This is a genomic window from Aquibaculum arenosum, assembly GCF_029222965.1.
In the GTDB taxonomy this organism is placed as follows: Bacteria; Pseudomonadota; Alphaproteobacteria; order Kiloniellales; family DSM-21159; genus Aquibaculum; species Aquibaculum arenosum.
The window spans coordinates 186,764-200,302 of sequence record NZ_JARHUD010000003.1 but is presented as its reverse complement, the minus strand read 5'-3'; the positions used below and the strand labels follow the sequence as shown (position 1 = coordinate 200,302).

Genomic DNA, 13,539 nt, shown 5'->3' with positions numbered 1-13,539 from the left:
CGGCGACGGACCATCGCGGTACGCGCAGCTAAGCCTCGGCAGCAAGCCGGCTTCGTCGTCGCGGCGCGTAGGTCATGGCAAGCCCTCTGAACCTCATCCTTAGCAGATTGCCTATAGCACGGCTTTGGCGCGAAAGCCAATTCCCTCGAAAGGTGTCCAGCTTAGGCGAAGAGCGGGCGGGCAGAGGCCCTGCGCCACGCCCATTCGAAGGGACCGACTTTGAAATGCTTCAGGTACCAGATGGAGAGCAGAATCTGGGTGATCCAGATGCCCAGTACCACCAGGAGCAGCATCGGCCGGTCCAGCTCACCATAGAGGCCGAGCCCGAAGCCGTAGAACAGCGAGGCACAGATGAGCGTCTGCAGCAGATAGTTGCTGAGCGCCAGACGACCGACGGCGGTGAGCCAAAGGGAGATGCGGCCGAGCAGGTTGAATTGAAACAGCAGGGCCAGCAGCGCGATCCAGCCGATCGCCACCAGAGCACTGGCCCAGTAGTTGGCGATGTCCCCCAGGTAGAGGGAATAGCGCAGATCCCAGCCGAACACCTCGTTCAGCAGCACACCCAGCGCCACCAAGGGCAGTCCGATGGCCAGCGCCCGCAGACCGATGCGACGATACTGCTGCGGTTCCCACTGTCCTCGCAGGAAACCGATGCGCAAAAGCGCCATGCCGATGAGCATCAGCGCCAGCACGCGCCAGAAGCGTTCGGTGATCAGCATCCAGCCCTGGATGGTCAGGCCGTCCAACGCGCGCGCGCCCATGGTGCTGAGCCAAGGCCCGGTGTAAAGCGCGACCTCGCTCCGGATCACCTCGCGACTGGGCAGCCAATGGGCGTTCGCGATCTCCTGCAGGCGCTCCGGCGGCAGGAAATGTAGGCCAATGGTCATCAGTACGGCGATGACCGTGGGCACGAGCAGCAGCACCAGGGCGATCTTCAGCAGTTGCCAGGGCGTTCGATTACGGAAGTGAACGGCTGCCATGGCGCAGATGGCGTAGCTGGTCAGGATGTCGCCGCGCCAGAGCAGCAAACCGTGCGCCAGGCCGATGCCGAGCAGCCAGAGCATGCGCCGGCGGAAAACCCGTTCGAACTCCTGGGCCTCCAGCTTCGAGCGCTCAGCCATCAGTACTATGCCGGCGCCGAACAGCAGGGTCAGGATGGTGATGAACTTCTCGTCCACCAGCAGGTGGGTGATCAGCCAAACGGAGTAGTCAGCGACCGGAGGTTCGCCCAGTGCCTTGGGATTGAGGAAAGCACTGGAGAGCAGGCCGAAGGACTGCACGTTGATCAGCAGGATGCCGAGAATGGCAAAGCCGCGCAGGCTGTCGAGAAGCCCGACACGCCCGTCGCCACCTGGCGTCGCCGCCCGATTTGGCGTCTTCTCTTGCTGCATCGAACCTGCTTTTCCCCAACGTTCCCGGGAACCGCCCACGCAAATTGGCCACCCAGCATACTCCTGCAAGAATACCGGCCGCCGCCACGGAGGTCCCGCCTCTAAAATGTGACAGCTTTGTGCCGTCCCTGGTTCCCGCCACCGATAAATAAAACCCGCGACAAAAAACGGCCCGGCGCAGGGCACCGGGCCGGCTCTTGGGCAATGGATCCGCCGCTTGGCGGTAAGCGATCAGACCGCGCGCACCTCGGTCACTTCCGGGATGTAGTGCCGCAGCATGTTCTCAATGCCCATCTTCAGCGTTGCCGTGGATGACGGGCAGCCGGAGCAGGCGCCCTGCATGCGCAGGAAGACCACGCCACGCTCGAAACCGTGGAAAAGGATGTCACCGCCATCCTGGGCTACGGCCGGACGCACGCGCGTGTCCAGCAGTTCCTTGATTTGGGAGACCACCTCATTGTCGTCACCCTCGGCATGGCCGTCGGCGCCGGCTTCGAGGATCAGCGGCTGCCCGGAGACGAAGTGCTCCATGATCACGCCGAGAATGCTCGGCTTCAGCAGATACCACTCCCGTTCCTCATCCTTGCTGACCGAGATGAAGTCTTGGCCGAAGAACACGCCGCTTACGCCCTCGACCTGGAAAAGGCGGCTGGCCAGCGGTGAGCGCTCGGCCTCATCGGCGTCGGCAAAGCTCGCCGTGCCCTCGGGCATGACCGTGCGGCCGGGCAGGAACTTGAGAGTCGCCGGGTTCGGCGTCTGCTCGGTCTGAATGAACATGGGGTGCTCCGGTAATGCTGGCAGTCAACAGCAGTCTCACGAATGCTGTCTGAAAGATGGTCGAGTTGGCACAGCAGTTCAAGCGCGCCGGGCGCTTCCCGGCCGGCGCCAGCGCAAGGCAGCCATGTTCAGGAGATGGCGTCGATGTCCTCGCTCGACAGGTTGCCGGGCACAATGGTCACCGGGATGCGCAGCTTGCCGACCATCTTACCGGTCAGGGCCGAGACCAGGGGACCCGGGCCGCCCGGGTCGGTGTTGGCACCCAGGATCAGGATCGAGATCGAAGGCTCTTCCGAGATCAGCCGCATCAATTCGTCGCTTTGCTTGCCTTCGCGCAGATAGAGGATCGGCATATTGCCGACCTGCTCCATCACCTGCTTGGCGACCCGCTGCATCAGCCGCTCGGCCTGCTCGCGCGCCTCCTTGGCCATCAGATCTCCCACGCCGAGCCAGGTCTGGAACTCGGTGCGCTCGATGACGTGCAGCAGGGCGACGCGCCCCGCGGCATGGCGCGCCCGGCGGCAGGCATAGCGCAGGGCAACCGGCATTTCGAGGCTGTCGTCGACCACCACAAGCATCACCCGCTCGGTGGGTTTTGCCTCGCCGGTCTTGGGCTCCCCCTCCGCTCGTTCGTCGCCCGCTGGTTCCTGGTTCACTCGTTCGTCAGCCATGACTGCGTTCGCTGTTTGCTTGCTGCCCCACTGCCGGCCTCAGGAGCGCCGGAACAGCAGGTGGGCCAGCCATCCTGCCACCAAGGCGGCCAGCACGGCAATCGCGCCGTAGGCGGCAGGCTGTTCATGGGCATAGGCATAAAGATCGGCTTCTACCCCCAACTTGCTGATGGACAGGGGCGTGGTCTGGGCCGCGACGACCTGCCCGTCCTGCAGCACGTAGGTCTCGGCACGATAAAGGCCCGGCGGCACGTTGGAGGGCAGGTGTACCGAAGTGCGAAACAGCCTTTGGCCCAGCAGAGCCACGCTGGCGGTCTCGCGCACATAGAGGCCCTGGCGCTGCTTGTTGCGGATCAGGGCCTCGCGCCACTCCGTAGCGGCCCGGCCGCCGGCGCGGGCCGACGGCAGGGCAATGCCGAGATTCTCCACCCCAAACTGATTGGCGCGCAGCACCGGCTCCGAGGCGATCTCAGACAGCGGCCGGTTCGAGGCCACGAAATAGAAACTGGGCACCCGCTCGAAGGTCATGCGCGCGGTGTTCATCCAGATGCCCGCAACATTGGATTTGCGCATCACCGGCTGGGTGCGCTCGGGCCCGCGCACCACCACCACGAGGTCGCCCGGCTCGTCAATGGCGCCGAAGAGCAGCACGTCGACGCCGGCAAAACCGCTGGTGATGGCGACCAAATGATTGGAGAGGTCGGCGATGAGTCCGGCCGATCGCGCGGGCAGGCCGGTCCCGCCCAACACCAGCAGGCAGAGCAGCAGAGCGCGCAGCGACCGGCTCACGAGGGTATCCCCAGGCTGTAGCGGTCATCCGGCGGCACGACCAATTCCAGGCTGAGCCGCACGGCCACGCCCAGGATCAGGATGCCCAGCATCAGCCGCAGCGTGTCCCCGGGCAAGCGCGCGCCGAAGCGGCCACCGAACTGGGCGCCTACGACGCCGCCTATGGTCAGCAGCAGCGCCAGCACGATGTCCACGGTCTGGTTCTGGATGGCCTGCAGGAAGGTGACGTTGACCGAGACGAAGATGATTTGGAACAGCGACGTACCCACCACGATGGCAGTGGGCATGCCCAGCAGGTAGATCATCAAGGGTACCAGGACGAAGGCACCACCCACGCCCATGATGGCGCTGAGGATGCCCACGGCGAAGCCGATGACAAAGGGCAGCAGGGCGGAAACATAAAGCCGGGAGCGTCGGAACCGCGTCTTGAGTGGCAGGCCATGCAGCCAGGTGTGGGTGTGCAGCTTGCCCGGCTTGATCTTGCGGCGGCGGCGCAGCAGCGCCCTGGTGCCCTCGATCAGCATCAGCACGCCAACCGTCCCCAGCAACACGACGTAGGACAGGTTGATGACCAGGTCGATCTGACCGAGAGTCTGCAGCAGGGAAAAGATCGCCACGCCGATTGTCGAGCCGGCGAAACCGCCACCCAGCAGAATCAGCCCCATCTTGAAATCGACGTTGCCCCGGCTCCATTGCGAAAAGCTGCCTGAGACCGAGGAGGCGATGACGTTGTTGGCCTGGGTGGCCACGGCGATGGGGGGCGGAATGCCGATGAAGATCAAAAGCGGCGTCATGAGAAAGCCGCCGCCGACCCCGAAGACCCCCGACAGAAAACCGATCGCGCCGCCAAGACCGAGCAGCAGGAAGACGTTCACGGACATTTCGGCGATCGGCAGGTAAATCTGCATGGGGCTCAGGCGCACTCCCTTTGGCTGCGGCAAACGAGGCAAGACTCGGGGACAACGACCCTTTCGGTCATGACCCCTTCCTGCCTGCCTGCACCCATGTGCGAAAACCCCTTCGCCGACGCGGCCGTTCCACCCCTGGACCGGGCCCTGGACCGGACCCTGAATCGGCCCCTGGAACGACTGTGACCGGGAATCCTAGACCGGATCGAAATCAATTTGAACCACAAGGTTTCAAATTAAATGCGTAAATCTGTTCTAGTTTCAAACAACTAGAGCAGAGCCACAGCTTTCATCAGAGCGCAAATGCGACACTGATGAAACGGGATTTCTTCGCGGCTGACCTGCCAACCCATTCGGTCGGTGCCAGCCCGCTAAAGCTTCGCGACGGTCTGTCTTTCCAGGCGCCCTTCGCGTCAGGGGCGCAGGAAGCCGACGACGTCTTGCACTTCGCGCAGGATGGGCTCGGCGATGGCCGCGGCACGTTCGGCGCCGTCGCGCAGGATGCCGTCCACATGCTCTGGGTCGGCCTGCAGGCGCTTCATCTCAGCGCCGATCGGCCCGAGCTTGTCCACGGCGAGTTCGGTCAGCGCCTTCTTGAAGGCGGAGAACTGCGCGCCCTCGAACTCCTGCAGGACCTCGCTCCAGCTCTTGTCGGACAGAGCCGCATAGATGCCGAGCAGGTTCCAGGCCTCGGGCCGGGCCTTGCGGGTTTCCTCCGGCAGGCGCCCCGCCTCGTCCAGCGCGGCCGGGCCGGGCAGGAGCTCGGGATCGGTGGTGGCGCGGCGGATCTTCTGGGCGATGGCGTCTGCCTCATCGGTCATGTTGATGCGGCTCATGTCCGAGGGGTCGGACTTGCTCATCTTCTTGCTGCCGTCGCGCAGCGACATGACCCGGGTCGCCGCGCCCAGGATCAGCGGCTCAGTGATCGGGAAGCAGTCGACGCCGTAGTCGTTGTTGAACTTCTGGGCCGTGTCGCGGGTCAGCTCCAGATGCTGCTTCTGGTCCTCGCCCACCGGCACGTGCGTGGCCTTGTAAGCCAGGATATCGGCGGCCATCAGGCTGGGATAGACAAAGAGGCCCGCGCTGGCGTTCTCGCGATGCTTGCCGGCCTTCTCCTTGAACTGGGTCATGCGGCTCAGCCAGCCCATGCGCACAACGCAGTTGAAGATCCAGGCGAGCTCCGCGTGGGCCGAGACATGCGACTGGTTGAAGATGATCGAGTGCTTGGGATCGATGCCGGCGGCGAGATAGGCAGCCGTCACCTCGCGGGTGTGGGCGCGCAGGGCGGCCGGCTCCTGCCAGACCGTGATGGCGTGTAGATCCACCACGCAGTAGATGCACTCATAGTCGTGCTGCAGGGCGACGAAGTTGCGGATGGCGCCGAGATAGTTGCCCAGGTGCAGGTTGCCGGTGGGCTGCACGCCGGAAAAGATGCGCTTCATGTCGCTGGGTCCAGGCACTGAAAAGCAAACGCGGGCTGCGGGAACGGAACGGAAGGGGTTATCGCCCCTGCCGGGCAGAGGGTCAAGCAGCGGGCCGGCAGCCGGTCATGGCCGTTCGCCGGCCTCCAGCCGCTCCCAGGGCAACAAGAAAGGCTCGCCCCTCTCCATGCCGCGCAGCACGCGTACGCCATAGGCGCTGGCCAGCTCACGGTCGCCCAGCACGCTCTCGGGCCGTCCCTGGGCGAGCAGGCGGCCGCGGTGCAGCAGGGCCAACTGGTCGCAGAAGCGTGCGGCCAGGGAGAGGTCGTGCAGCACCACGACCACGGCCTTGCCGGCGCGGGCCTCGGCGCGCAGCAGGTCCATGACCCGCAGCTGATGATGGGGGTCGAGGGCGGCCACCGGTTCGTCGGCCAGCAGGGCTTCGGCCTCGACCGCGAGCGCGCGGGCCAGCAGAACTTGCATGCGCTCCCCGCCCGACAGGGTGGCGAGGGTGCGTGCGCGCAGGTGCTCGACGCCGCTGCGCTGCAAGGCCCGTTCCACTGCCGACTGGTCCTCGGCCGAGGCGCGGCCGAGCGGCCCCTGGTGCGGCAGGCGGCCCAAGGCGACCAGGCGCTCGACCCGCAGCGGCCAGTGCGCCTCGCCGCCCTGCGCCAGATAGGCCAGCCGCCGTGCGAGCGCGGGGCGCTCCCGGCGGGCAATGGTCTTTCCGTCGTAGAGAACCCGCCCCGACCCCGGCGGCCGTAGGGCGCCCAGCACCCGCAGCAGGGTGGTCTTGCCGGCGCCGTTGGGGCCGATCAGGCCTGTCAGTTCGCCCGGCCGCACCTCCAGATCGACGCCGTCAAGCAAGGGCTTGCCGCCGATCTCGACGCTGACGGCTTCGGCGGTGATGCGCATCATTCGGCCATCTCCCGCCGCAGCCGGTGCAGCAGCAGCAAAAAGATGGGCGCGCCGACCAGGGCGGTGACCACCCCCAGCTTCAGTTCCGGGCCGGTGGGCAGCAGCCGCACCAAGAGGTCGGCGGCCAGCAGCAGGGCGGCCCCACCCAGCGCCGAGGCCGGTAGCAGGCGCGCCGGCTGCTGCCCCACCAGGGGACGCAGGAGGTGAGGCACCACCAGGCCGACGAAGCCGATGGCGCCGGAGACCGCCACGGCCGCGCCCACCGCCAAGGCGGTGCCGAGGATGAGCTTGAGGCGCAGATAGCCCAGGTCGATGCCCAGGCTGGCCGCCGTGTCCTCACCCAGGGTAAGCGCGTCCAGCCCCCGGCCGGAGGCAAGGAGCAGCAGCCAGCCCAGCAGCATGATCGGCGCCACCAGTTGCACATGCTCCATGCTGCGGTCGGCCAGGGACCCCATGATCCAGAAGATGATTTCCAGCGCGGCATAGGGATTGGGCGCGAAGTTCAGCACCAGGGAGGTGAGCGCGGCGGAGAAGGCATTGATCGCAACACCGGCGAGAATGATCGACAGCGTGCTGGCTTCCCGGCCGGCGAGGAGATGGAGCAACAGCACCGACAGGAATGCGCCGCCGATGCCACCGAGGGGCAGTGCCAGCGGAAAGGTGAGAGAGATGCCGCTGTAGAAGGCCAGTACGGCTCCGAAGGCGGCACAGCTCGACACGCCGATCACGCCCGGTTCCGCCAGGGGATTACGCAGGAAGCCCTGCATGGCAGCACCGGCCAGACCCAGGCTTGCCCCCACCAGCAGGCCCAGCAGGGCGCGGGGCAGGCGCAGTTCCAGAAGGAGCAGCGTTTCCAGGCTGCTCTCGCCCCTGAACAAAGCGGCCAGCGTGCCGGTCAGTGGCAGGGGCATCGTTCCCACCCCCAGGGAGAGGAAGAAGAGCAGAATGACGAGCAGCCCCAATCCGGGCAGCAGCCAGGCCGGCATGGGCGCATTGCCGCGGCTTTCGGTCATTCGCCGCTGCCCATCGCCAGGCGCTTGGCGGCACTGCGCAGCTTGGCGAGGGCTTCCATCAGCCCCGGTCCACCGCAGCTCCAGAGCGCAGGGTGCACCACGACGCGCTGCATTTCGGGAAAGGCGTCCTCCAGGGCGGGGTGAGAGAGCACTTCATGGGCCAGGGAGGGCATGGGCTCCTCAATGCTGTTGAGTACCAGCAGATCTGGGCGATGCCAGAGCAGCGTTTCGATCGATAGCACGCCGTTGTGATTCTGCAGGCCCTCCGAGGCAAGGTTCCTGAAGCCGGCAAGCCGCAGAATTTCATCCACCAGGGTGCCCGGTCCGACCAGAAAGCCGTTGGGCCGATAGACCGCAGCCAGGGGCCTCGGTCCCTCCGGTGGAGGGCCAAGCCTTGCTTGCGCCTGGCGCATGGACTTGATCATGGCCTGCCCGCGATCTGGCCGGCCCAGCGCGGCGGACACCTCGGCGATCTGGGCTTCCACCTCCTCCAGGGTGCTGGGCACGGCCACGTCGAGGATCGGCACCTCGAGCCGCCGAAGCAGCTCGACCGTGCTGCGGGTGGTGTAGGGTTCAGCCAGCACCAGATCGGGCTTGAGCGGCAGAATCTCCTCGGCCCGGCCCCGGTTGAGGGGCAAGCTCTCCACTTGGTCGGCCACCGATGATACCCGCGAGTCTGCGGCCAGGAAGGTGACCGAGGCGATGTCCTCGCGGTCGGCAAGCCGCAGCAGCAGCTCGTCGGCGCAGAGGTTGAGCGAAACAATGCGACTGGGGGTCTCGGCCCAGCCAACGGAAGGACCAAACGCGAGCAGGAGTGCTGCGAGCCAGGACGGCCACCGGCAGACCTTGCAGATGAAGCGCATGACTCGCAGCGTCCCGGCCTAGAAGCGCAGGCGCAGGCCGGCGTAGGCCGCGCGTCCAGGCGTATTGTAGGTGTAGCTCTCCTCGTAGTTTTCATTCAGCAGGTTCTCGACGCGCCCGAAGACCTCCAGGTTGTCGGTGATGCGGTAGGAGCCAGCGAGGTTCACCAACGTGTAGGAGCGCAGCGAAACCACTGAGGTGTTGAAGTTCTGGTCGAAGGCCAGATCGTGCTGATTGCCGTTGTAGAGCACACCCAGATTCAGGTTCGCCCGATCCTCCAGGAAGCGGTAGTTGAGATTCACGCTGCCGCTGTGCCGCGGCCGCTTGGTCAGGCGGTCGCCGTTGGGATCGCGGGTGTCGTTGAAGGTGTAGCTCCCCTGCAGCGAAAAGCCGCTGGAGAGATCGAGATCGGCGGTCAGCTCCACACCGCGTGAGCGCGAGCGGCCGTCCAGGTTGACCGAGGTGCGTCCGGCACCGGTGATCAGGTCCTCGATGTTCTGCTGGAACCAGGTGGCGCCGAGCGTGAGGCGCTCCTGGAAAAGATCCTGTTCGATGCCGATGTCCCAGCCACGGCTGCTTTCCGGCTTGAGGTCGGGATTGCCTTGGTAGGTCTGGTCGAAGCCGTAGAGCTCGGTGACCGTGGGGTTCTTCACCGCCGTTCCGTAGGAGGCGCGCAGGCGCGTGCCGGTTTCCACGTGGTTGTAGGCGGCGGTGAAGCGGTAGGTCTGTGCGTCCTCGAAGTGCTGGTTGGCGTCGTGACGCAAGCCAGCGGTCAGAGACACCCGCTCCAGCAGGTCGATCTGGTATTGACCGAAGACACTGCGGGTGCGGAAGCTGCGGTCCAGGTCGGCAAAGGCGCTGCTCAGCTCCACGCTCTCGCGTTCCTGCTCCAGCCCCAGCGTCACCAGATGCGACGCGTTTGCGAACTCCGGCGTGTCGAACAGGACGTCGCTCTGATAGTCGAACTTCGTTTTGCCGCCGATAGCCGTGTTGGTCCGGTTGCCGCTGTTGTAATCCCGGGCTTTCATGCGGGTCAGGGTGGCGCCGAAGCGCTGCTGCCAGTGGCCATCGAAGAGGTCCAGGCGGGCCTGGGCGCGGCCATAGCGCTGATCGCCCTTGGTCTGCAGGTCCGCTTCAACCGCCCGGGTGGTGAAGTCGTCGATGTCCTGGTCGTAGCGGGTGTAGCGCGCCACGAAATCGAGCTCCAGATTCTCCACTGGACGCGCCGACAGCTTGGTGAAGACCGTGCTGTTCTCGTAGCCGTCGGGCTTCAGGCTGCCGCCGGGGCTCTTAGCCTGAGAAATGCCGTTGCTGCGCATGTGGGTGCCGCTGATGAAGGCGTTGTAGCGCTCTCCTCCGGCGCCGAGGCTGGCATTGGCCTGCCCGGTGCGGAAGGAGCCGCCTTCCAGGCTGACGGCTCCGCTCGGTCGACCGACACCGCTCTTGGTGATGACATTGATGACGCCGCCCACGGCTTCGGAGCCATAGAGCACCGTTTGAGGTCCGCGGAGGATCTCGATGCGTGCCACGTCTGCCGCCAGCAGATGGGCGAAGTTAAAAAAGGAGGCACCGGCGGGGTCATTCACCTCGATGCCGTCGATCAGCACCAGGGTCTGGTTGGTTTCGGTGCCGCGCAGCCGCACCTCGGTCAGGGCCCCCGGCCCGCCGCTGCGGGTCACGCTAACCCCAGGCACTTCACGCAGGATATCAGCGACATAGTCCGTGCCGCGGTTCTCGAGATCTTCGGCAGTAATCAGCGTCAGGCTGCTGCCGACGCTGCTGAGCGGGCGCTCGGTGCGGGTGGCGGTGACCACCAGCGGGTCGAGCTGCGCAGCGTCCGCAGTACTCTCCTGCGCCTGAACGGGCGCCGCGGAGAGGGTTGAGAGGCAAAGGAGCAGGGTGAGCGGGGCGGCGATTGCAACCGCCCGCTCCCCACCGAAAGGCTTGCGCATGGCAGAATTCCTTGGTGCAGAGGACTGCGACCTGGGACAGCGTGCCGGACGCCGCGCGTGCAGCGCCCGGAAGGGCTATGCAGGTCTGCGGTCGGGTTATTGGGCGGTTGTGGTGATGAAAGGATGCGTGCGTTCGTTCGGCATCGGTCGAGACTTCCCCTCGAAGCGTCGCGCCGAACGACCGAGGTCCTGCCAAGGCAGGACGTTCGACACCGGCACCCCCGTCCGATGCGCTCGTGCGCGACTCCGTGCCGACGGCAGGTCTCCTGGCTCGTGGGTCCCGGCCCGCACCCGACCTTCCCAGGCTTGTCCGCCCAGTGGTATGTTTGGGTGCTGGCTCGCCACTCACAGTTGCGGGGGCAGCCGCGGCTTCGGATGACTCCTACCGCGTTCCCTCTCGGGCCCTTGCGGGCACCGTCGGCGGCGCGGAGTGTGGCCGAGGTGCTCGTGCCCGGTCAAGCCTTTCGCGGGCGGTTCTCATTACGCGATTGATCGCCGTCGCCGCTTGTGGTCTTGCGCCGGAAGGCGGCACGGAAATCGGCCGGCTCGACCGCGCGCAGGGCGAAGGCCAGAAGAAAATAGAGCCCACCGCCTGCCATCACCAGAAGTGCCAAAGCGAGGATGCGTTCAATCTCGCCGCCGGCAAAGAGATCAGCCAGCAGGGGTTGGAGCAAAATGAGCGCAAGTGCCATGGCCAGTGCGGCGGCCAAGGAGCGCGGCAGCCGTCGGCGCAAACGGGCATCGAAGTGCAGAAAGCCCCGCCGGCGCAGGCGCCCGGCGAGCAGTAGCACGTTCAGCCAGGAAGAGAGCGCGGTTGCCAGCGCGATGCCGACAAACCCGATGGTGAAGAAGAGCAGCAGGCTGAGGATCAGGTTCGCCGCCACCGAAGCCAGCGCGAAGCGCAGCGGCGTCACCGTGTCCTCGCGGGCGAAGAAGGGCGGCTGCAGGACCTTAACCAGGACATAAGCCGGAAGCCCGATGGCGAAGGCGGCGAGCGCCCAGGCAGTCAGGCGTGCCGCCTCGGCATCGAAGGCGCCGCGTTCGAACAGCACCGAGATGATCGGGAAGGGCGCCACCAGCAAGGCTGCGGTTGCCGGCAGGGTGAGCAGCAGCGAGAACTCGAGCGCGCGGTTCAGGCTGCTGTGGGCTTCATCGTCCCGACCCGCGCGCAGCTTGCGGGCCAGCTCCGGCAGCAGCACCACGCCGATGCCGATCCCGATGATGCCGAGCGGCAGCTGGTACAGCCGGTCGGCGTAGTAGAGGTAGGAGACGGCACCGGCCTGCAGCGTGGCGATCATGGTGCCGACCAGCAGGTTGAACTGCATGGCCCCGGCCGAGGCGACGCCCGGCAGCATGAGTCGCCACAAGCGGCGGATCTCCAGCGTCAGGCGCGGGCGCGGCATCCGCAGCGCCATGCCGGCGCGCTTGGCCGCCCAAAGCAGGAGCAGCAGCTGTCCCAGCCCGGCCAGGCAGACCGTCCAGGCCAGTACCTGTCCCGGCGCATCGCGAAAGTGCGGCAGCACCAAGATGATGGCGGCGATGAAGAAGAGGTTGAGCAGGATCGGCGCGGCCGCCGCCGCTGCATAGCGATAGAGCGCGTTCAGCACACCGGAGAGCAGCGCCACCAGCGCCATGGCCAGCAGGTAGGGAAAGGCGATGCGGGTCAGCTCCACCGCCAGGGCAAACTGCTCTGGGTCGTCGGTGAAGCCCGGTGCGATCACCTGCATCAGCCAGGGCATGGCCAGCAAGCAGAGCGCGGTGAGCAGCAGCACCGCGGCCGTCAGTGCCGCCAGCGCCTGCTCCGCGAAGGCCTTGGCCGCCGCCTTGCCGTCACGCTCCAGCCGCGTCGCGAAGAGCGGCACGAAAGCGGCGTTGAAGGCGCCCTCGGCGAAGAGACGACGGAAGAGATTAGGAAAGCGGAAGGCGACGAAGAAGGCATCGGCCACCGGCCCGGTGCCAAGCGCCGCGGCCATCAGGATGTCGCGGATGAAGCCGAGCACGCGGCTGACGGCGGTGAGCGAACCGACGGTGGCGAAGGCGCGGAGCAGCATGGGGGTCGCGGCCGGTGCGGCGTAGGCGCGCCCCTACAAGGGCACGGCCGGGACGCCGAAGATCCAGGGGTGCAGGATGATGAAGGCCAGGTAGAGCGCGATGCCCAGCAGCGGGCGCCACCAGCCGATCCCCGGCCAATCCATCTCGGTACGGCCTTCCGCGATGGCCTGGAAGGGCAGCAGCGATGTGGTGAGCTTCACCGGTCCCCAGCCGGCGCCGAGCTGCAGTTCGCGCTTGCGGTCGATCTGCTTCATGCCCAGCAGGGACAGCGCCAGGATGCCGCCCATCATCACCAGGCTGGCCAGATCGCCCCGCGCCAGCAGGTGGCTGATGGCCCAGAGCGCCGTGCCCCAGAGAAAGGGATGACGGGTGACCCGCAGGATTCCCGGCGCCGGATCGGCTGCCAGGGCGGCCGATTCACTGCCCACGGCAGTCGGGGAGGTTGTGGTGACCCCTGCGACCAGGAGGATCGAGGCGATGGGCATGACCAGCAGGGGCACCCAGTCCAGCAGCGGCACGAAGGCCCAGAGCGGCACGAAGGGCGCCTGGGTGTAGGCCTTGATCATCCAGACCAGGGTGACGACGGCCACGAGGGAATAGAGGATACGGAACCCGGTCGCGCCCAGCTTGCCGTGCAGCAGGCCGCGCAGCGGCGCACTGGCGAGGAGCAGGTGGCCGCCGACGAAGAGCACGGTCGCGGCAAGGAGTTCGTTTATGTCCAGCATGGCGCCGGCAGTCTAAACCCGAACGCATTCGATCTGAAACCTCGTGGTTTCAAATCCAATG

At 66.3% G+C, this 13,539-nt stretch carries 12 protein-coding genes and 1 riboswitch; all 12 genes read right to left on the bottom strand.

The annotated features are described in order from the left end of the window. Nucleotides 1-161: 161 nt before the first annotated feature. On the bottom strand, nucleotides 162-1,391 hold the full coding sequence (locus P2G67_RS06040) for a DUF418 domain-containing protein (protein ID WP_275821049.1): 1,230 nt from the start codon (nucleotides 1,389-1,391) through the stop codon (nucleotides 162-164). A 231-nt stretch (nucleotides 1,392-1,622) separates the two neighbouring features. Continuing rightward, entirely contained in the window at nucleotides 1,623-2,168 is a 546-nt protein-coding gene (locus P2G67_RS06035) for a NifU family protein (protein WP_275821047.1), read from the bottom strand. 128 nt (nucleotides 2,169-2,296) lie between these two features. Then, nucleotides 2,297-2,839 (bottom strand): universal stress protein, encoded by a 543-nt coding sequence (locus P2G67_RS06030; protein ID WP_275821045.1) that lies wholly within the window; start codon nucleotides 2,837-2,839, stop codon nucleotides 2,297-2,299. Between the two features lie 39 nt (nucleotides 2,840-2,878). Beyond that, a complete protein-coding gene (locus P2G67_RS06025; protein WP_275821043.1) occupies nucleotides 2,879-3,628 on the bottom strand; it encodes a TIGR02186 family protein in 750 nt (249 codons plus the stop codon). Further along, nucleotides 3,625-4,536, bottom strand: coding sequence for a sulfite exporter TauE/SafE family protein (locus P2G67_RS06020; RefSeq protein ID WP_275821041.1), 912 nt, complete (start codon nucleotides 4,534-4,536; stop codon nucleotides 3,625-3,627). Before P2G67_RS06020 ends, P2G67_RS06025 begins: the two co-directional genes overlap by 4 nt. Before the next feature lie 413 nt (nucleotides 4,537-4,949). Beyond that, nucleotides 4,950-5,978: a tryptophan--tRNA ligase gene (gene trpS / locus P2G67_RS06015; RefSeq protein ID WP_275821039.1), complete on the bottom strand. Its 1,029-nt coding sequence runs from the start codon at nucleotides 5,976-5,978 to the stop codon at nucleotides 4,950-4,952. A gap of 105 nt (nucleotides 5,979-6,083) precedes the next feature. After that, nucleotides 6,084-6,875, bottom strand: a complete 792-nt coding sequence (locus P2G67_RS06010) for an ABC transporter ATP-binding protein (protein ID WP_275821037.1) — start codon at nucleotides 6,873-6,875, stop codon at nucleotides 6,084-6,086. Then, the gene (locus tag P2G67_RS06005; protein WP_275821035.1) at nucleotides 6,872-7,888 is read right to left on the bottom strand and encodes a FecCD family ABC transporter permease; all 1,017 of its coding nucleotides are present in this window, start codon (nucleotides 7,886-7,888) and stop codon (nucleotides 6,872-6,874) included. The genes P2G67_RS06010 and P2G67_RS06005 overlap by 4 nt, the downstream gene beginning before the upstream one ends. Then, complete coding sequence (locus P2G67_RS06000) at nucleotides 7,885-8,751, bottom strand: ABC transporter substrate-binding protein (protein WP_275821033.1); 867 nt, start codon at nucleotides 8,749-8,751, stop codon at nucleotides 7,885-7,887. The genes P2G67_RS06005 and P2G67_RS06000 overlap by 4 nt, the downstream gene beginning before the upstream one ends. An 18-nt stretch (nucleotides 8,752-8,769) precedes the next feature. Further along, the gene (locus P2G67_RS05995) at nucleotides 8,770-10,701 is read right to left on the bottom strand and encodes a TonB-dependent receptor plug domain-containing protein (protein WP_275821031.1); all 1,932 of its coding nucleotides are present in this window, start codon (nucleotides 10,699-10,701) and stop codon (nucleotides 8,770-8,772) included. A gap of 239 nt (nucleotides 10,702-10,940) precedes the next feature. Further along, nucleotides 10,941-11,135, bottom strand: a riboswitch (cobalamin riboswitch). Between the two features lie 21 nt (nucleotides 11,136-11,156). Next, a complete protein-coding gene (gene murJ / locus P2G67_RS05990; protein ID WP_275821029.1) occupies nucleotides 11,157-12,752 on the bottom strand; it encodes a murein biosynthesis integral membrane protein MurJ in 1,596 nt (531 codons plus the stop codon). A gap of 33 nt (nucleotides 12,753-12,785) precedes the next feature. Further along, entirely contained in the window at nucleotides 12,786-13,478 is a 693-nt protein-coding gene (locus tag P2G67_RS05985; protein ID WP_275821027.1) for an NnrU family protein, read from the bottom strand. Nucleotides 13,479-13,539 lie beyond the last annotated feature (61 nt).